The sequence below is a fragment of the Ignatzschineria sp. PL_is040 genome, from assembly GCF_055813795.1.
In genome coordinates, this window is sequence record NZ_JBVPGU010000003.1 from 163,733 (window position 1) to 183,859 (window position 20,127).

The following is a 20,127-nucleotide window of genomic DNA, read 5'->3' on the forward strand; positions in this document are numbered from 1 at the left end:
AGTGTTGAGGTTGCTGATTGAGCATGAGGGTTCGTCAGCATGCTGTGCAATTTTCACCTTGAGAGATCAATCCCTATTTTAGTAGTTGGTGTTTTGAGAGAAACATACTATAATGCCGAGATTAAATGCTGTCATCGCCATTGACACTATTTATAAAATTTTGGAGTTTTTATACATGTTAACAGTAGAAAAAAAAGCAGAGATCGTTAAAGATTTCGGTCGTGGCGCTAACGACACAGGTTCACCAGAAGTACAAGTAGCACTCTTAACGTTCAACATCAATGCGCTTCAAGCACATTTTGCTGAGCATAAGAAAGATCATCACTCACGTCGTGGTCTATTACAGATGGTAAACAAGCGTCGTAAGTTGCTTACATACCTAAGATCTATCGATTTAGATCGTTATCAAAATCTTATCGATCGTTTATCATTACGTCGTTAATTGTATTGATAAAGATGTATTTTTTTGTAGATTATCCCCAGCTCATGACTGATAATGCGCTAGGTGTAATGTACCTGTAAAATTGAGCCCCCGCATCTTTTGTGGGGGCTTTTTGTAGTTTGGCTTTTTATCCTTTTTTGTAATCTCTTTAAATAGAGTTATCTGTAGGGGCACTGCTTCATCTTTTGTTTGAGGCGGCATCAAGTTTACGCTTTATTGTGAGAGATGAAGCAGTTCCCTTAGAGTTCTATCGTTCTTTAATTTGAAGATCCTTTATTTAAAGAAAGAGTATGAAAAAGGTCAGAAAAGAGAGATCAAAATAAAGGAAAATGAAGATATGACATTAGAATTAAAACCGATTGTGCAGGAATTTACTTACGGTGGTCGTAAGGTAACAATTGAAACAGCTGAAATTGCGCGTCAAGCGACAGCAGCTGTGATGGTAGATGTTGAGGGAACGACACTGTTTGTCTCAGTCGTTGCGGCAAAGAGTGCAGATCCAGGGCGTGACTTCTTTCCATTAACGGTTGATTATCAGGAAAAAGCCTATGCGGCCGGAAAAATCCCAGGTGGATTTTTCCGTCGTGAAGGTCGCCCTTCAGAGCAGGAGATTTTAGTTGCGCGTCTTATTGACCGTCCTGTGCGTCCTCTATTCCATGAAGCATTCACCAATGAAGTTCAGATCGTGGCAACGGTTGTCTCTATCAATCCAGAGATCAGTGCAGATATCGTTGCGATGATTGGTGCTTCCGCAGCGCTCTCAATTGCAAGATTGCCCTTTAATGGACCTTTAGGTGCGGCGCGTGTGGGATATATCAATGGTGAGTATATCTTAAACCCAACACGTTCAGAGTTAAAAGTTTCAGATCTCGACCTTGTTGTTGCCGGCACAAAGGGTGCAGTATTGATGGTAGAATCCGAAGCAAATCTTCTTTCAGAAGAGGTGATGCTAGGCGCGGTGATCTATGGTCATCAAGAGATGCAAGTTGTTATCGACAATATTGCAGAGCTCGCGGATAAAGTGGGTAATGAGCCATTCCCGTTTGAAGTTCCTGAAGTGAATGAAACATTGAAAAAAGCAGTTTCAGACCTGGTCCGTGCTGATTTAGAGGCCGCTTTTAAAATTACCGTGAAGCAGGAGCGTAGCAGTGCAATCAGTGCGGCTAAAGAGCGTGCAATTGCTGAGTTAGTGACAGATGCGGAAGAGAGCTTTACAGAGGCTGAAGTTGCAGCAGAAGTCGGTCGCATCAGTGCGGATATTGTTCGTAGTCAAATTCTTGCAGGGCAGCCTCGTATTGATGGGCGTGATACTAAAACTGTACGTCCTATCGTTTCGCGCGTTGGCGTTTTAAAACGTACACATGGTTCAGCACTCTTTACTCGTGGTGAGACACAAGCGTTAGTTGTGGCAACATTAGGTACTGAGCGTGATGCACAGATTATCGATGCTATTTCTGGTGAATATAAAGAGAATTTTATGCTTCACTATAACTTCCCTCCTTACTCAGTAGGAGAGACTGGTCGCGTTGGTTCACCAAAACGTCGTGAAATTGGTCATGGAAATCTCGCAAAACGTGGTGTTGCTGCAGTATTGCCTAATATGGAAGAGTATCCTTATACGATCCGTGTTGTTTCTGAGATTACCGAATCGAATGGTTCTAGCTCAATGGCTTCTGTCTGTGGTAGCTCGCTTGCATTGATGGATGCCGGTGTTCCTTTAAAAGCCCCTGTTGCGGGAATTGCAATGGGCTTAATTAAGGAAGGGGATCAATATGCGGTCTTAACCGATATCTTAGGTGATGAAGATCATCTTGGTGATATGGACTTTAAAGTTGCCGGTACGAAAGAGGGTATCACGGCATTGCAGATGGATATTAAGATCGATGGCATTACCCAAGAGATTATGGATACGGCACTTTCACAAGCAAAAGTAGCGCGTCTCCATATTCTTGATGAGATGAATAGTGTTATCAGTGAGTCGCGTGAAACGATCTCTGAGTTTGCACCACGTATTACGACAATTCGTATCAATCCTGATAAGATTCGTGATGTGATCGGTAAAGGTGGTGTTACCATTCGTGCTATTACCGAAGAGACAGGTGCGATTATTGAGATCGAAGATACAGGTGAAGTTCGTATCTCTGCTGTCAATAATGATCAAGCTGAAGCAGCGAAAAAACGTATCGAAGAGATCACTTCTGATATTGAGATTGGTGCTATCTATGATGCACCTGTGGTACGTATTATGGACTTTGGTGCATTTGTTAATCTTCGCCCAGGGCAAGATGGTATGGTTCACGTATCACAAATCCCTTCTGAAGAGCGTATCTCTAATGTTGGGGATCACCTCAATGTTGGTCAAGTTGTGAAGGTGAAAGTACTTGAGATTGACCGTCAAGGACGTATCCGTTTAACGATGAAAGATGTTGAGTAATGAGTTAGATCTAATCGGTGATATCGATTAATAGCACATCGATTAGCTATATTGAGTAGAGAGATTATCTCTCTAACATCTAAAAACCCCAGCTCATATTTTGAGTTGGGGTTTTCTATTATTGGGGCTTACTTAGAGTGGGATCGGTATTCTATTGTCTTTTTCAATCACTGTTCTCTGATCTATTATTCTCTTAATACTCAACGGTATTTATCGTGTTAATAATTATCAACAACTATCAACAACTATCAATTGTCTTAACGCTCTTTATTATTCTGGCTTACGGACAAAGAGTAGCGCTAATCGTCTCATAATAGGGAGCAGAATTAGAACAGAGGGAAAGGCAACGAGCCAGGAGAGCATCCAAGCGCCGAACCATTCACCTACAACAAAACCGGAAAAACCAACACTCATCAAGGTACTTACCAGAGAGACAATGCAGGACATTCCAAATGAGAGGAAGAGGGGGACAAGAATATGCATCATTCTTGGATGAAGTTTATATCGGTCAAATCTATTTTGGCTCATGAGACTCCTTTCTAACTTATTTTCAACAATCCATTTCCATTGATTGTTGCATTTATCTGATACACTAAAGAGATCATCTTGTGGATAACTCTGTGGGCAACCCTGGTATAGGATTGAGTATAACCTGTAGGGTAGCGAATCATTCAAGAAAAAACAATATACAGAGAGGTATATTGTTTTGTGGAGATTGATCTGTGCGCTTGCCCTGAACGCATGATAAGTGCGCTTAAGAAGAGGCGGTTATCGGTCACTATTTTAAGTAGAGGGGAATCTAGAGGTCGGTCTATTAGCGGTCGATCCATTAGAGATTGATCCACTAGAGACTGATCTATTAGAGGCAGATCGACTATTTAAGATTAATCGAAGGTGATAAATAATTATTAGTTAGGGGGAAATAGAATGAATACGCGGCATCTAGAGGTCTTCTATGCCATTATGGTATGCGGCTCGATTTCACGAGCAGCAGATATGTTGCATATCTCACAACCTGCAGTGAGTAAAACGTTAAAGCATGCGGAGATGCGTTTAGGTTATCTCCTTTTTGAGCGCACGCGAGGGAAGTTAATTCCGACAAAAGAGGCTCGCATTCTCTACGATAAAGCACAGATGATCTATCAAGAGTTGAGTGACTTTCAATTAATGGCGGAAAATTTAGCGGAAAAACCTCGAGGGAATATCTCTATCGGTTGCCTACCTAGTTTAGGTTTGAGTCTTATTCCTGAGGTGACGAAGCTCTTTTTAGAGCGTTATCCTCAGTCGCGAGTTGAGGTCTCAACTTATCATACGGATGAGTTAATCCATCTCCTTAATCGTTATCAGCTCGATTTTGCAATCTCTTTTCGACCGATTAAGGAGCAGGGTATTAGTTCTATTACATTAGCGAAAATACCGGTTGTCTATCTTGATGCAGAGCCTTTAGAGCAAGGTGTTATGAGTCTTGAAGCGATCGATGATGATCGTTGGATCAATCCTGGTGCCGATTCATTATCAACCATGATTCATCAATATCGTACCTTTAAACCAACGCAACTTAATGTACATACCTACTATATGGCGGCTGAATTTGTAAAGCGAAGAGTCGGGTGTACAATCAGTGATCTCTTCTCTGCGGCAGAAGTTTTGCCCTTCTCTATGATCTATCCTCTTAAAGAACCGATGATGTTAGACCTCTGTATGCTCTATCAATCGGATCGACCTTTACGAAAAATATCTCAAGATTATCAGAAGCTTATTCAAAAATTTCTCAATAGAAGACTTAAAGAGTATAACCAAAAGTTATATCTTCCGAGATAATGTCATTTGAGACTTTCTGCTAAAGGGTATTAAATAGCCCTTACCGATCTTAGTAATATTTATAAAAATAAAAAATAGCTCATTATTAAAGAAGGCAAAATATATCACTAGTAGGTGGAGGAGGAACTGCCTATCACAGCAGAAGGGAAGATAAATCGTTAAGATAAACGGTATCTACTTCACGCTCATAATGCTGATGATAAGAGTTAGAGAGATTGAATCTCCTAATTGTGGCAAACTAAGATATCGGGGCTCTAAAAAGAGGTAGGAGCGTTATCTCGAGCTGATAGATGGGGAATTATTCCCCATGATTAACAGTTATAGTTATCGTGATCTTAAGAGGATCTCAACTAGCTAGAAGGTGATCAATGGATGCCTGTTTGGCGCTGTTAATCGAACAAGAAGAGACTGGATCCGCAAGGTGACAGTCTTTTTTTATATTCGTTTATATTCGTTTATATTCATTTATATTCGCTTTTTTTATCCCTTTTTCAGGAGAAAAAACTGATAAAGATCGTGATATCAAAGATGTGCATAAGATGCATTCATGCTATGATATGCACCATTATGTTTCCTTTTTGTTGATTCTTATTTGATTCTTATTTGATTCATTCATTTAAAACTAGGTTTAGCGCGGATATTAAAACGTATGCAAAAAATTACAACGACTATCGCGATTATTATTGCTGTAATCCTGCTCTTAGTGGCAGCCCTTTTCTATATCTCTCACCATAAACCTGAGCTTGTGATTCAAGGGGAAGTCGCTGCAAATCGAGTCGATATTTCGGTTCGAGTGCAAGGACGTGCTGTTGAATTGACAGCAGATATTGGCGATAAGGTTAAAAAAGGAGATCTACTATTAAGACTTGAGAGCCCGGCGCTTGAGACGCAGTTAGCAACATCAGAAGCACAATATCGCGTCGCTCAAGCGAATAGAGATGTTGTCTATAGTACTCGTCCTGAGACCATTGAAGCGATGCGAGCACAATATGAGAAAGCAGAGGCTGATCTGCTCTTAGCAAAGAGTAATCTCGATAGAATGGAGGGTGCCGCACCACGTGGTGGCGTCTCACAACAGAATCTTGATGTAGCGCGAAATGCCTTCTCATCAGCGATGGAGGCAGCCGCTGCGGCAAAAGCAAACTATGAGCTTGCGGTGAGTGGTAGCAGTCCGCAACAGAAAGCGCTTGCAGATGCTCAGGTCGAGCAGGCAAGAGCGGCGCTCTCTCAAGTACAATCAGATTATGAAGCATTGACGGTCTATGCCCCATCAGATGGTCAGGTAACTGTTCGTGTTGCAGAAGTGGGGCAACTCTACAACCCCGGAACCCCGCTCTACTCTTTAATTAATATGGATAATTTATGGTTAACATTTAATATCCGTGAAGATTACCTCAACTATGCTGCTGTGGGGGATCATTTTACCGTCTATGTTCCTGCGCTTAAGAAAGATGTTGATGTCTATATCCAGGCGATCAATCCATTGGGACAATTTGCCAACTGGCAAGCGACCAAAGCAACGGGTGATTTTGATCTTCGCACCTTTGAAGTAAAAGCAAAGCCGGTAAAAGCTGAAGAGGGTTTATTGCCCGGAATGAGTGTTATTGCCGACTGGAAGTCTCGCCATACGGCAGATTAATCGCCATTCATTACAGCGCATTTAAAAGACGTATTTAAAGGACTTTGATGGAAAAGAGAGTTACTGAAGCGGTTGTTAAAGAGCACTATTTCTCAATTCTCTATCGGGAGATGCGTCTGATCTTTCGAGAGAAGAGTCTCTTTTTTGCCCTCTTTATCTATCCATTATTAGTGGTGATCTTCTATACGGGATTGCTCTCTGAAGGCGTTATTCAGAAGATGCCGGTATCGGTGGTCGATATGGATCGGACTGTGACATCACGTTCCTTGATTCAGGATATCGCCGCCTCACCACAAGTATTGGTCGCAGCGAGGGATAGCTCTCTTCATGATGCGAAGCAGAAGCTTCTTAATCGTGAGGTTTATGGAATTGTCTTTATTCCAACTGATTTTGAGAAGTTGTTATTAGCGAATGAATCGCCTGAAGTAACAACATTCTACAACAATCAATATATGTCGATAGGCTCGGCGTTGCAGAGTGGTTTCTCTTCTGCATTGACATCGATTATTACTGACTATCAAGCAGAGACAATGATGAATCAGGGCGTTGCACGCCCCATTGCGGCTGAACAGCTCTCTCCTATTGAGTTAGAGATTCATCCTGTCTTTAACCCAACGCTCAACTATAACTATACATTAACCAATGGTGTCGTCCCCACATTGCTACAGATCTTAATTATGGTAACGATGGTCTTTACCATTGTTCGGGATAAGTATAAGTTAGGCGGTATTGCTGTTCCCTTAGCGATGGCTAATGGCAGTTATTTCCGTTATCTCTTTAATAAAATTATCCCCTATCTTCTCTGGTTCTTAGCGGTTCATATCGTTTTAGATGCGGTCTTAGTCCTCTTTTTTGATATGCCGATACGGGGATCTCTCTTTATACTCTATTTAGGAACGGCTCTCTTTATTGTAGCGGCCCAACTTTGGGCAGCTGTTTTTGCCCTCTGGTTACCGGAAAAGGTGATCAATTATGGAGCGGCAAGTAGCTTCTCATCTCCAGCCTTTGGTTTTATTGGGCTCTTCTTTCCCCGGATCGCTATGAGTTGGTATGCTATCGCTTGGGGCGCAGTTTTACCCATTACTTGGTATGTGGAGATCCGTCTAGATCAGACGATTAGAGGGCATGAATTTCCCTATAATCTCTCACCACTTCTCTCGCTGTTGTTGATCGCACTTATCACCTATATCGTTGTGATTATTCGACTCCATCTCTATAAAAAGGGGGCAAAACGTGTTTAAGACTATTTTGCAGATCTTTCTGAAGGAGTTTAATCGTATCTTCACGGTCGAGGCGATTATTAGTATTCTTGTTTCGGGATCGATTCTCTACTTCTTCTACTATCCTATTCCTTACGATAATGAGGAGGTGCGAAATGCTCCGGCGGTGGTGGTTGATCTCGATAACTCAACATTGAGCCGTGATATCTTACGAAAATTGAATGCAACAGATCGAATCGATATTGTCAGTCACGTCCATACTATGGATGAGGCGGAACATATGATGCGTAATCGTGAAGTCTATGGGATCTTCTATATTGCCCCAGGGTTTGAACAAAACATCTTAAGTGGGCGAAGTGGCGGGTTCTCATTTTATGGCGATGCAAGCTATGTAATTATCTATAGTCGTATGATGACAGCGGTCCAAAGTGTGGTGAAGACAATGAGCCGAAGCATCGGGGCGGCTAAGCAGGTGCAGATGGGGGTGGATCCCGCTGTTGCCTTTGGTAATAGTACCCCGATTACTCCGGTTGTTATTCCGCTCTATAATCCACAAAATGGCTATGCAACCTATGTCATTCCTCCGGTTTATGTCTTAATTGTCTTCCAGTGTCTCTTCTTGGCATTGGTGATTTCGCTTATTTTAGGGCGCAACTCAGATTTTGATAAAGGGTTAGTCGCTGATCCTAAAGCATCCCCATTTGTTGTTGCTTTTATGACATTAACCGGTAAATGGCTTGCTTATTTTATGGTGAGTATTGTGATCTTCATCTGTTATATGGGGATAACACCGATCTTTTATGAGTTACCATTTCATGGTTCATTGCCGCGATTGATGCTCTTTGGGTTACTCTTTTTATCCGCAACGATCTTTATGAGTACCTTTATTGGTCTCTTCTTTAGAAAGTTTGATTCAGTCTTTTTAATTATTCTTCCCTCAAGTATGTTGATCTTCTTCCTTTCAGGAATGAGTTGGCCCACAGAGATGATTCCTTGGGCCTTACGAATTTTCACCTATCTAATGCCGATCTTTCCAGCAATTACTAGCATGATCACAATGAATCAGATGGGGGGCGGTTTTAGTAATATGATCCCTGAGTTGATACTTTTAGTCGTGCAGTTAGGCGTCTACGGTCTTTTGGCGCTCTGGATGATGACTCGTTACTATCGAGGTCTACAGAAGCGAATCTTATTGGTTGAGGCGCAGACTGAAGTATTGCAAAAGAGAGAAGAGGGTGATGCATTGGATGCATCGACTCCCTCTATAGAGAAGCCATAATGAGAAGCCATAATGTGTAAGTGGACACTCAATGAGATGACGATAGTAAAAAAGCTGAAGTTTTAATCTTCAGCTTTTTTTGTGGTTGTTTGATTGATACTATTGCTTCACTATTTCGACTTTTCTTCTTCTGTTTTCTTATTCTCAATTTGACGCTGTTTAGTAAAGCCAGAGCTTTCCAACATATCGCCTGTCGCGGAGTAGCTGATCGCCATGGTTGGATCACCTTCAAAAGCAGTACCTGGCAAATTTGCTAACTCTACGAGATCCGCAACTTTGAGATCAACGGCGATCTTTTCATTAGCACTCTTCTCCCCATAAATCATCTCATAGGTAATCCCTTTAACATCACTATAATCGACATATCCTGTCAACTCATCTAGAATCGCCTTTGCCTCTGCCGCATTTTTTGCCTCAATCAGATCATAATCAATAATGCTCTCTGTACTCTGTCCGACAAGCTGATCATTTTCTCCGACTAAGGTCATTTTGATAGAGATCCCTGGCTGATTTAATTCATAAACCGAAACCTCTTGTTCGATAGGTGTTGCCTCTTTTTCAGTACAGGCAGCAATAGTTGCCACAAGGAGCAGGGCCGCTCCAATTTTTAGTAATCTTCTCATAATATTTATTGTCCTAGTTTGATTGTCCTAGTTTTAACTGATTCCCTTTAGGGTTGATTCTTTTCCATTCTATAGAACAAAAGTGAGCGGTGCCATGTTTGGGTAGAAAAAGTAGCGCTTGAGGGGAAACAATCCCATTTCTCTCCCCCTTTCCGTTAAAATAGCAGAGTGTATCGATTTAAATTATAACTTTATAACAGCTCTAGATGGCGCTATTAAGGTCATAAGTGGAGAAAACAGATAAAGAGAAAGTGCATAAAGAGAACATGTATTAAGAAAAAATGCATTAAGAAAAAATGTATTGAGAGAAGGAGTAGTGTGTGACAAAAGAGCGGGTCATTCCTTGGTATCAGGCACCCAAGATCATATGGAGTACTGAGCAATATCAGGCAGAAGGCATTGAACGTCACCGATATGACGCCCTATATGATTTTATTATAGTCGGCGGCGGTATTGCCGGGGCATCGAGCGCTTATGAGTTAGCAAATGCCGGATTTCGAACATTATTGTTAGAGGCTGAGGCAGAGGTAGCTTCTCGCGGATCGGGAAATCTACAAGGGATGCTCTACTTAAAGCTCTCTCCCCATACCGAGGTGCAAAATGAGCTTCTAATCTCAGGCTTACACTATGTTCGTCAGTTATTGCAGAAGTTAACAGCAGATTCTCTACTAAAGAAAGGAGAAGATTGGGATGATTGTGGTCTTCTTCAGTTAACTCGCTCTGAGAAAGAGGGAGAAAAACAGCAACAATTAGCGGAGCTTTATCCTCCATCACTACTCAAGTGGGTCGATCAAGCAGAGGCGATTCAATTAGCCGGTGTGCCACTGACTGCCGGAGGGCTCTATTTCCCTACATCAGGCTGGGTCTCTCCGCCGGCATTTGTAGAGGCACTCTTAAAAAGTGTTGATACGGAGCGATTATGTGGCAAGGTTGTAACGAGTATTAATTGTCTTCAAAGAGAGGAGATCTCTGCGAGAAATTCAAGTGTTGCCGGAGCTGATGATAGTGGGCATCCTGCGACATTGGGTGCTTTGGATGAAGCCTGCCCTCTTTGGGAGGTGCGCTGTGAAGATGGTTCTACTTTTCGCAGTAAAGGGGTGATTTTAGCGATGGCAGAAGGGGTTGCGACGTTGGAGCCCTGTCGTCATCTTCCCTTTACTGTTGTACGCGGGCAGACGACAACGATCAATCGAGATAATCCACTGAAGATGGTGATCAGTGGTGAAGGCTATATTGCGCCGGCAAAGGGAGTTGGTTTGAAAAGGAGTACCTTTGGCGCAACTTTTCGCCGGCATGAGGCTGGTGGATATTTAACAGATGAAGAGCATCGAGAAAATATCGCGATGTTAGAGAAGAGCTCTCCAGAACTTGCAACAGATTTAGGGCTTAGCTCAAAGATGGATGATACGGCACTTCAGCAACTGGCGCTTGAAGGCCGGGCGGCTACTCGAGCAAGTGCTATGGGGTCGATGCCGATCGTGGGGCCCATCGCAAATCGAGAACGTTTTATGGCCGATTTTGCCGCCATACGTGCAGATGCTAAAGCAATTCCTGATATTCCGATTCCCTGGGAAAGAGGGCTCTATTTAACAACGGCACACGGGTCACGTGGGATGATCTCTGCGCCCATTAGTGCTGTGCTCTTACGGGATTATATTATTGGAGAGTTTTGTATAGAGCCTAGTATGGAGTCTCGTATGGAATTATTACCTAAGTCAGAAAGCTGTTCTTATGTGCAATTGTCTCAAGCGCTACGAGAGGCGCTTCATCCTAATCGTTTCTACTACCATGCATTACGTTTTAATCAATCTCTTGATTGAGCTTTTGAGGCGTATAGATCTGAAATAGAGTCTCTAGCTCTTCTTGATAATTGAGAGGGAGATATCGATCTGCGCCAAGATAGATTCTCTGCATCTCTTCGGGAAAACGATATTGATAGAAACAGTTTTGGATCTGCTCTTTCAGTGCCGGCGCGAGATTGTGTGCGTAAGTATAGGCGGCAAAAGGTGCTGAACCTTTACGATAGATAATTCTAAAATCATCATAACTGGCAAGGTCGAGGAGTACTAAACGATCGAGAACCTCTTGAGCGATGAGGGCAGCATCATAATCGCCCGATTTAACCCCAAAAATAGATTGTCGATGTTTGCCTGAAAATAAGATCTCATAATCTTTCCCAGGAGTAATGCCCTCTGCTGGGAAGAGGGAGAGCGCAGCTAGATGCCCCGCACTTGAAGCAAAATTGACATGGGCAACGCGAGTACCTTTCAGATCTTTGAGGTTATAAAGGGGGCTATCTTGCCGGACGATCACAATCATATCGGTTGTTAATAATCCATCTTCATTACCCTTGCCGGCAAAAGGAATTGCGCCGGCACGATTAACAGCATGAATGAGTGCTCCTGCTGAGAAGCTTGCAATATGAATGGAACCATTACGCATCGCTTCTACCTCTGCATAGCTACTCTGCATAGGGTAGAAGATAACAGGTCGCTGTAGACAGCTTTGAAGATAGTTAAAGAAGGGATTGAGCTGGTGCGCGTATGCATGTTCATCGCCATTAGGAACAATAGAGATCACTAATGTTGCTGGATCGACTTGTAGATGGGGCAGTAACGGGGGATCTGCAAGAAGATCGCCATCAATATCATAATATTTGGGATCTAAAATATCCTGCAACTTACCCTCATTAATAGGGGAGTCCGCAGCTATTAGCGATGGGAGCGTCAAAAATAGCAGTAGGAGTGTGCTGAAGAGTCTTCTTACAGCTCTTTGATAATTATGGATAATCGACTTCATACTAATATCTTACTATTCCCTAATGACTGACTCTATTTCAAATATTCTTTAATAAATCGTTGTGATCCCTCAATTGCTCTACTTTTTTATACCCTATTTTATAGGTGATAAATCTTATAGATCATAATTGATAGTTCATAGTTCATCATTTTTAATGAGAGTGACTTAAATTGCTTACAAGAGAGCTTGAGCGCGACTCATGCGCGATTCAAGCACGACTAAACAGGATTAAAAGCTGATTATAATTTACGCAGGTTTTATCTCTTTAGTATCGCATCTTTTTTCAGTAAGGGATAACGTTTACAATAAATTTACTTTGTGATCGATCTCACTCTCTATTTTATTAATAGTATTAATAGTGATGGGATAAATGTAGCTATTTTTATTGAAAATCGGGGGGAATGATCAGATATTTTTAATTGATCGGGCTAAGTATGAGTATCTAGCATTCATCATGAAGATGGAAAATCGTAGCTATTGCCTGTGTCTATTAAAAAATGAATCTTAATAGCTACGATCTGATTCCTATTGAGCGCCATTAACGGCTCATACGATAGCGAATAAATTCTTCTTGATCATCGATCCTTTGTAAAAAGGGGTTGCTTTCGATCTGATCTTTTAAAGTTGCGGTAGCTGAAGGGCCGTAAGCGTGGCCGGTATGGATCTCAACATGATGTGGAACCTCATCAACTAGGCGATTGAGAGAGTGGAAGAGTGCTTCCGGATCGGATCCGGTCAGATCAGCTCGACCGGCACCATCAACAAAGAGGGTATCGCCGGTAATAATATCATCAGAGAAGAGATAGCAGATCGATCCAGGGCTATGACCGGGGGTATGAATAATTCGGACCTCTTCGCCGGCAAAGGAGAGAGTATCATTATCTGCTAAGGGAATCACATCATCGGGTAACTCACGAAAAGCAGGGGGGAGATCTCCTTTAGGATAGGAGTTGATAAAATCGATCTCAACTTCAGAAGCATAGACCGGCATAGGATAGAAATCTCGTAGCATCTGCACTGCGCTCACATGATCGTGATGACCATGAGTTAGCCAGATAGCAACAGGCTTTACGCCAAGGCGCTCGATCTCATCGGTAAAGTACTCCTCATCCCAAGCGGGATCGATAACGATCGCTTCATGCGTATCAAGGTCTTCAATAATATGCATAAAGTTTTCATAACGTTCATAAACTTTTGAATGAATTTTGTAACGCTTGCTCATCTGCTACTCCTAAATTTTATCGTTGTTTTATAGCTGTAACTTCTGTGATTATCCCTCCATTATTGTCCCTTTGGGGGATAAATGCATCTCTATTTGGTAAACTTTATTAAGGTGCTTTTAACGCTATTTAATCAAACGATTCTACTCTTTGAAGCTTTTCTAACAAATGACTCTGTGATATCTAGCGCTTAAGATTGATCTCCATATTATCGGTGATGATAGAGTCCACACCCATCTGAAGTAATTGCTCGATCAGTAGCGGTTCATTGGCAGTGTAGACCATAACAAAGAGCGACATTTGATGTGCTTTTTCTACGATTTTTGGGGTAACAATCTGATAATTGAGGATGATGCCCGCACACTCTAATTCTGAGATCTGCTCAAATATTTGTACTTCACCTTGTGATCCGCTATCTACTAGGAGGGCTCTAGGAATTTCGGGTGCAATCTCTTTAGCGCCACGTAATGCCTCTGGCAAAAAGGAGGAGAGAAGAAAGGGGGAGCCGTAGAGGTCGGTATTTTGTGCTGAGAGCTTAAGATGCTTTTTTTGAAGAAAGGAGGCGATTGCAACACCTGTTTTATACGCTTCACCGGGATTAGGTTTAATCTCCACATCAAGAAGATAGTGATTGTTGATGATAAAGTCGATTATTCCCTCAAAGCGAGCGAGAGGTTCCCCACTGTAGTGTGCAGAATGCCAACTTCCAGCATCTAGACGAGAGAGCTCCTCCCATGATTTCTCACTAGCATTTCCTACCCCATTTGTCGTGCGCATTAGCGTGGAATCATGTAACAGAAAGAGCTCCTGATCCTGTGAAAGTTTTACGTCACACTCAAACATGGTAAAACCTTTCTGACTCCCATAGCGGAATGCGGCGAGCGTATTTTCAGGGGCGGCCCTCCCGGCACCTCGATGGGCGATCAGGTTTGGGTAAGGAGAGGGGGAGATAACTTCTTTTTTGTATATCATGATTGAGATCCTTGAAGTTGAGAGACTTAATCTGTTTCGACCCGTTTCGTGGTTGTAGGATCAAACCAGAAGAGATCTTGAGAGGAGAATTGTAGTGAGAGCTCAGTTTCTGCACGAGGTGGCGCACTATTTTGAACTTTATGAGGCATCTTAACCGTGATTGTTTCGCCGGCGAAATCACAATAGAGCAACATTTCAGCGCCCAAATTTTCTGCGAGAGTGAGGGTTACATTAATAGATAGAGGTTGTCCATCTTGTTGTGAGTCTTGCTGTAAATAGATCTTTTCAGGGCGGATACCTAAGATCCACTCATTCTGCTCTCTTTTTAGTAATGCTTTAGGTGGCGTGACACCATTGAGCTTCTCTCTTTTAAAGTAGACGGCACCCTCTCTGAGGGTAACAGGAAGAAGATTCATCGCTGGCGAACCCATAAAGTTAGCAACAAAGGTGGAGGCAGGCTGATGAAAGATCTCTTCAGGTGTGCCAAATTGCTCAATATTGCCATTATTTAAGATAATCATTCGGTCAGCAAGTGTCATTGCTTCTGTCTGATCATGAGTGACATAGAGGGAGGTAATGCCAATCTCATTATGGCGACGACGGATCTCTAAACGAGTAGAGGTTCGGAGTTTTGCGTCGAGATTAGAGAGTGGCTCATCAAAGAGGAAGAGCTTAGGCTGGCGTACAATGGCACGCCCCATGGCAACTCTTTGTCGCTGTCCTCCTGATAGAGCACTTGGTTTTTTGTCGAGATGCATTTCAATATCGAGCATTTTTGCAGTCTCTTGAATGCGCCGTTCAATCTCTTCTTTCGGCATTTTGGCTAATTTTACACCATAGGCCATATTTTCTCGAACACTCATATGGGGGTAGAGGGCATAGTTCTGGAAGACCATCGCAATATCTCTTTGGGATGGCTCTAAATGGGTAACATCGCGTTCGCCAATTGTGATCATACCGCTTGAGGCTTCTTCTAAGCCGGCAATAACGCGTAGTAGTGTTGATTTACCACAACCAGAAGGACCGACAACAACGATAAACTCACCATCTTCGATATCGATGTCGATCCCTTTTAAGATAAGTGTCCCCGGTTTTCGCTTTGATCCATAATGTTTTGTAATCCCTTGTAACTGAATTTTTGCCACTTTTGTTGATCCTCGCTATTTTGTTGTTTTCTTACTTATTTGATTTACATGATTATGTAATCAGGTAATCAGGTAATCAGGTAATCAGGTAATCGGATGATCTGGTGATTAGGCTATTGCATTACTGCTCTACTGCTCTACTGATCTATTTCTCACTATCGATTAGCCCTTTTACTAGCCACTTCTGCATAAGCAGAATGACAATGATCGGAGGAATTAACATTAAGACGGTCGTTGCCATCACAATATTCCAATCGACTAGGGCATCTCCTGATCCCATCATCTGCCGTAATCCTACCGAAATCGGAAACATTTCTTCACGAGTTGTCATGAGAAGTGGCCAGAGATATTGATTCCAACCATAGATAAATTGAATGACAAAGAGGGCGGCAATCGTTGGCAGAGAGAGTGGTAGGAGAATATCTTTAAAGAAGCGCATAGCAGTAGCACCATCGATTCTTGCCGCTTCTAATAACTCATCGGGAACGGTGCTATAAAATTGGCGAAAGAGGAAGGTTGCTGTTGCAGAAGCAATAAGAGGGATGGTTAATCCTGCATAACTATTGAGCATATGTAAATTAGCAACAACATCAAAGGTAGGGATAATACGGACCTCTACGGGTAACATCAATGTGATAAAGATGATCCAGAAGAGAATGATTCTGCCGGGAAAGCGGAAATAGACAATCGCGAAAGCTGAAGTGATCGATATCGCAATCTTGCCAAAAGCGATGAGTAAGGTCATCACAAGAGAGATCCAGAGCATTCTAATTGCAGAGAAGGAGTTGCTCTTCTCATCTCCGAAGAGTGCGATCTTATAGTTATTCCAAAAGTGGTCGCCAGGAAGGAGTGAGAAGGGGACATTGACTACCGCCTCAGCACTCTGAGTGGAGGCAATAATCGCAATATAGATCGGAAAGCAGACGATAAGTAGGGTCGTTATAATAGTTAGGTGTGCAACTATTTTGAGTCCTTTACGATTTTCGATCATTATTATGCTCCTTTCTTATCGATATAACGAAATTGAATGATGGTAAGAAGAAGGACAAATCCCATTAAGACGATCGATTGTGCCGCAGAGCTTCCATAGTTCATGCTTTTAAACCCATCAAAGTAGATCCGATAGACCAGAGTGGATGTAGCATTGCCAGGGCCACCTTCTGTTAAGGCATCGATAATGGCAAAGGTATCAAAAAAGACATAGACAATATTGATAACGCAGAGAAAGAAGGTTGTCGGCCATAAGAGGGGGAATTCAATAGTGAAAAATCGACGCCAAGGGCCGGCACCATCGATAGCAGCAGCTTCAGAGAGAGATTTAGGGATCGCTTGAAGTCCGGCATAGAAGAAGAGGAAGTTATAGGAGATCTGCTTCCAGATAGAGGCCATAATCACAAGCCACATCGCTTGATTGGCATTGAGCTGATGGTTCCATGTGATCCCTATTTTGCTCAGTAGATAGGTGATGAGCCCAAAGCCTGGGGCAAACATGAAGGTCCAGAGAACCCCTACCACTATGGGGGAAACCGCATAGGGAAGAATCAGCATCGTCCGGTAGAGGTGGACGCCTTTTGTGACTTTCTGCATAAAGAAAGCGAGGAGAAGAGCAATCGTTAAACCTAAAAAGGTGACCCAAAAAGAGAAGTAGAGGGTGGTATAGATTGCTTCTCGGTAGATCGGATTCTCAAAGAGGGTGATAAAGTTCTCAAACCCTACCCATTCTCGATTTAAACCAAAGATATCTTCAAGCTGGAAGCTCTGAATCATTGCCTGTACAGCCGGCCAGTAGAAGAAGAGGGCAATGACAAATAGCTGCGGAATAATGAGAATCCAGGGAAGCCAACGATGCTCTTTAAAATATAATTTCATAATTTTTTAACTTCATTCTTGATAAGTCACACTTGATAAGAGAGAGAAGCGGAGAGAGGTTAGAATCATTATTTTGGGCGATAAAAAACGAAGCGATCTTATGATCAATCGCCCCGTTTAGAATGATTAAGATTATCGATTATTGACGCGTTCAAAGCGACGGAGTAACTCATTGCCTCGTTTAACAATATTGTTGAGAGCCTCCTCTGGGCTCTTTTTCCCTGTCCAGATCTGCTCTGTCTCTTCATCGACAATCGCACGGATCTGAAGCATATTGCCTAAACGGATACCGCGTGTATTGTCAGTAGCTTTCCGTATCATCTGTTCTACAGGCACATTGGCACCCGGATTTTCTTCATAGAAGCCACTTGCCTCTGTAATTTCAAAAGCAGCTTTTGTGACGGGGAGATAGCCGGTACGCATATGGCTTGCGGCTTGAATTTCAGGTTGAGAGATATAATCAAAAAATTGAGCAACGCCTCGATAATGATCTGCTGGTTTGCCATTCATCACCCAGAGACTTGCTCCACCAATGACGGTATTTTGGGGAGCGCCTTCAACATCGGCATAGTAGGGGAGGGTCGATTCACCAAATTCAAATTTCGCATCTCGTTTCAAACCGGCATAACTTGCGGAAGAGCCAAAGGTGATTGCACACTCTCCTGATCTAAAGGCAGGGCCCGCTTCACTTGCGCGTCCTTTATAGTGAAATAATCCCTCTTTTGCCATCTCATTGAGATTGTTGAAGTGACGTAATTGAAGTGGCTTATTGATCAGTAGCTCTGTATCTAAGCCATCAAAACCATTATTTTCAGAGGCGTAAGGGGCATTATGCCATGCCGAGAAACTTTCAAGCTGTGTCCATCCCATCCATTCAGTTGTCATAGGGCAGGAGACCCCAGCAGCTTTTAATGCCTCAGTGGCTTTACGCACTTCAGCCCAGGTCTTAGGGGGATTATCTGCATCTAATCCCGCTTTTTTAAACGCATCCTTATTGTAGTACATCACTGTTGTTGAGCTATTGAAGGGAAGTGATAACAGCTCTCCATTGGGTGCGGTATAGTAACTTGCTACCGCGGGAATATAGCTATTGAGATCGAAGGGAATCCCATTTTCTTGCATAATCTCTGTGACCGATTTTGTCACGCCATCGGCATAGATCATCGAGGCAGTCCCTACCTCGTAAACTTGGAGTATATCGGGAGCCTCTCCAGCTCTAACAGCAGCAACTCCCGCAGTCATCGATTGTTCATATCCCCCTTTATAGGTTGGAATGACTCTAAATTCAGTTTGGGATTCGTTAAAGCCTTCAGCTAAATCATTAACCCAATCGGTAAGTGCGCCATCCATTGAGTGCCACCACTCAATCTCTGTCTGTGCTATTGCGCTTTGTGCAAAGAGCGTTGCACTTAGTAGTGAGAGTGCGGTGATTTTTTTAACCTTCAGTTGCATAATGTCTCCTCAAAAGTATCGATGATGTGGTTAAGAATACTTTTGAAGTATAAAAACTCTTTATGACAATCGTTTAACAACAATAGAATTGGTATAAAAAAAGACCTTAAGTTCATCAGAACACCCGATAAGGTGGCTCGATCGCTTAAGGTCTTAATATTATTGATATTTCGATTATTAATGTTTCGATTCTTAATTTCTTAATATTTATTGAGAAGATTCTCTATGAGAGATTTTCCATTAATGGCTCGAAGATTTTTGATCTGTATTGCTCGGCATGGAATCTTTCATCGACTTTTGCATCGAGCCATCCTCTTTATCCATCTTTTTGCCATGACTCATGCCCCCTTTTTGCATCTGCTCTAATACTTCAGCGGCACTCATCTCTCCTTCCCGTACTTTATGGGTCTGTTCACTGGCCATTGCGGCACGTTTAGTCACCTTCTCTTGAGGTGCAATCCAGCCGAGATAGTAGATCGCCATTGCTAAAACGAGTAAGCCGGCAAGGATACGAATTCCTTTTTTGGCAAAAAAGTGGCCGATATAATTACCAAAGATCGCAAGACCCAACATAATAGGAAGTGTTCCGAGCCCAAAAGCAAACATAATGCCAGCAGATTTTGCGACTGAGCCGGCACCCATTGCCACCGCGAGAGGACCATAGACCGCACCACAGGGGAGAAGTCCCCAGATCATCCCTACTAGATAGGTTCCTTTCGCTGTTCGAATCGGGAAGAAGCGTTGTGAGAAGCGTTGAATCGGTTTCCAGATATGTTGGAAGGGGCGCTCAATAAATCCTAAAAATTGGGGAAGTCCAAAGAGTTGGAGCGCAATAAGGATCATAATAATTCCGGCGATATAACGAATCACATATTGAATGGAGGTGATATCGGAGACCGAGGCGGCAATCAATCCCCCTAATACACCTAAGAGTGTGTAGGTAGAGATACGGCCAAGGTTATAGAGAATGGCTGCCGGAATACGTTTATAGGAGTTGTTCATTCCCAAGATACCAATTACCGGTCCACACATCCCCACACAGTGGGTCTGTGCCGCAAAACCGATAAAGAAGGCGCCGGAGAGCATCGCAATAAATTCAGTCATAATTAAGAGATTACCTCATAGTTAAGGATGGGGTGGATAGTTAGTTAAAAGAGTTATCCGAACCTTTAGATGATCTTCGGGGTTCTATATAGCATCTCTCAAGAGCGT

At 42.6% G+C, this 20,127-nt stretch carries 17 protein-coding genes; 7 read left to right on the top strand and 10 right to left on the bottom strand.

Going from position 1 to position 20,127, the window contains the following annotated elements; genetic code table 11:
- Window positions 1-175: 175 nt before the first annotated feature.
- Entirely contained in the window at window positions 176-442 is a 267-nt protein-coding gene (gene rpsO / locus AC0SAP_RS05840; RefSeq protein ID WP_094567569.1) for a 30S ribosomal protein S15, read from the top strand.
- A 337-nt stretch (window positions 443-779) separates the two neighbouring features.
- Window positions 780-2,876, top strand: coding sequence for a polyribonucleotide nucleotidyltransferase (gene pnp, locus AC0SAP_RS05845; RefSeq protein ID WP_473383365.1), 2,097 nt, complete (start codon window positions 780-782; stop codon window positions 2,874-2,876).
- A 270-nt stretch (window positions 2,877-3,146) separates the two neighbouring features.
- On the opposite strand, the gene AC0SAP_RS05850 is transcribed toward pnp, so the two are convergent.
- Window positions 3,147-3,404, bottom strand: coding sequence for a DUF2798 domain-containing protein (locus AC0SAP_RS05850; protein ID WP_286481513.1), 258 nt, complete (start codon window positions 3,402-3,404; stop codon window positions 3,147-3,149).
- 399 nt (window positions 3,405-3,803) lie between these two features.
- On the opposite strand from AC0SAP_RS05850, the gene AC0SAP_RS05855 reads away from it, so the two are divergent.
- The 4 genes from AC0SAP_RS05855 (at window position 3,804) to AC0SAP_RS05870 (ending at window position 8,835) form a co-directional block, all read left to right on the top strand.
- Complete coding sequence (locus AC0SAP_RS05855; RefSeq protein WP_094567567.1) at window positions 3,804-4,697, top strand: LysR family transcriptional regulator; 894 nt, start codon at window positions 3,804-3,806, stop codon at window positions 4,695-4,697.
- Window positions 4,698-5,346: 649 nt separating this feature from the next.
- Window positions 5,347-6,336, top strand: a complete 990-nt coding sequence (locus AC0SAP_RS05860; protein WP_473383367.1) for an HlyD family secretion protein — start codon at window positions 5,347-5,349, stop codon at window positions 6,334-6,336.
- Between the two features lie 47 nt (window positions 6,337-6,383).
- Window positions 6,384-7,577 (top strand): ABC transporter permease, encoded by a 1,194-nt coding sequence (locus AC0SAP_RS05865; protein WP_473383368.1) that lies wholly within the window; start codon window positions 6,384-6,386, stop codon window positions 7,575-7,577.
- Window positions 7,570-8,835, top strand: coding sequence for an ABC transporter permease (locus tag AC0SAP_RS05870; RefSeq protein ID WP_473383369.1), 1,266 nt, complete (start codon window positions 7,570-7,572; stop codon window positions 8,833-8,835). Before AC0SAP_RS05865 ends, AC0SAP_RS05870 begins: the two co-directional genes overlap by 8 nt.
- A 110-nt stretch (window positions 8,836-8,945) precedes the next feature.
- Here the strand turns inward: AC0SAP_RS05870 and AC0SAP_RS05875 are convergent, their stop codons facing one another.
- Complete coding sequence (locus AC0SAP_RS05875; protein ID WP_473383371.1) at window positions 8,946-9,458, bottom strand: DUF1307 domain-containing protein; 513 nt, start codon at window positions 9,456-9,458, stop codon at window positions 8,946-8,948.
- A 320-nt stretch (window positions 9,459-9,778) separates the two neighbouring features.
- On the opposite strand from AC0SAP_RS05875, the gene mnmC1 reads away from it, so the two are divergent.
- Window positions 9,779-11,278, top strand: coding sequence for an FAD-dependent 5-carboxymethylaminomethyl-2-thiouridine(34) oxidoreductase MnmC1 (mnmC1, locus tag AC0SAP_RS05880; RefSeq protein WP_473383372.1), 1,500 nt, complete (start codon window positions 9,779-9,781; stop codon window positions 11,276-11,278).
- Here mnmC1 and phnD read toward each other — a convergent pair.
- The 8 genes from phnD to AC0SAP_RS05920 all read right to left on the bottom strand — a co-directional run bounded on the left by phnD (window position 11,259) and on the right by AC0SAP_RS05920 (window position 20,019).
- Window positions 11,259-12,257 carry a phosphate/phosphite/phosphonate ABC transporter substrate-binding protein gene (gene phnD, locus AC0SAP_RS05885; protein WP_473383373.1) on the bottom strand — a complete coding sequence of 333 codons (999 nt, stop codon included), beginning with the start codon at window positions 12,255-12,257 and terminating at the stop codon, window positions 11,259-11,261. The two genes, mnmC1 and phnD, sit on opposite strands and share 20 nt — an antisense overlap.
- 538 nt (window positions 12,258-12,795) lie before the next feature.
- Window positions 12,796-13,479 (bottom strand): MBL fold metallo-hydrolase, encoded by a 684-nt coding sequence (locus AC0SAP_RS05890; protein ID WP_473383375.1) that lies wholly within the window; start codon window positions 13,477-13,479, stop codon window positions 12,796-12,798.
- A gap of 181 nt (window positions 13,480-13,660) precedes the next feature.
- Window positions 13,661-14,449: a glycerophosphodiester phosphodiesterase family protein gene (locus AC0SAP_RS05895; protein WP_473383376.1), complete on the bottom strand. Its 789-nt coding sequence runs from the start codon at window positions 14,447-14,449 to the stop codon at window positions 13,661-13,663.
- 26 nt (window positions 14,450-14,475) lie between these two features.
- On the bottom strand, window positions 14,476-15,594 hold the full coding sequence (locus AC0SAP_RS05900; RefSeq protein ID WP_473383377.1) for an ABC transporter ATP-binding protein: 1,119 nt from the start codon (window positions 15,592-15,594) through the stop codon (window positions 14,476-14,478).
- Between the two features lie 145 nt (window positions 15,595-15,739).
- Window positions 15,740-16,585 (bottom strand): sn-glycerol-3-phosphate ABC transporter permease UgpE, encoded by an 846-nt coding sequence (ugpE, locus tag AC0SAP_RS05905; RefSeq protein ID WP_286481504.1) that lies wholly within the window; start codon window positions 16,583-16,585, stop codon window positions 15,740-15,742.
- 2 nt (window positions 16,586-16,587) lie between these two features.
- The gene (gene ugpA, locus AC0SAP_RS05910; RefSeq protein WP_473383379.1) at window positions 16,588-17,463 is read right to left on the bottom strand and encodes a sn-glycerol-3-phosphate ABC transporter permease UgpA; all 876 of its coding nucleotides are present in this window, start codon (window positions 17,461-17,463) and stop codon (window positions 16,588-16,590) included.
- 132 nt (window positions 17,464-17,595) lie between these two features.
- Window positions 17,596-18,909: a sn-glycerol-3-phosphate ABC transporter substrate-binding protein UgpB gene (gene ugpB / locus AC0SAP_RS05915; RefSeq protein ID WP_473383509.1), complete on the bottom strand. Its 1,314-nt coding sequence runs from the start codon at window positions 18,907-18,909 to the stop codon at window positions 17,596-17,598.
- A 246-nt stretch (window positions 18,910-19,155) separates the two neighbouring features.
- Window positions 19,156-20,019 carry a sulfite exporter TauE/SafE family protein gene (locus AC0SAP_RS05920; RefSeq protein ID WP_473383380.1) on the bottom strand — a complete coding sequence of 288 codons (864 nt, stop codon included), beginning with the start codon at window positions 20,017-20,019 and terminating at the stop codon, window positions 19,156-19,158.
- Between the last annotated feature and the right edge of the window lie 108 nt (window positions 20,020-20,127).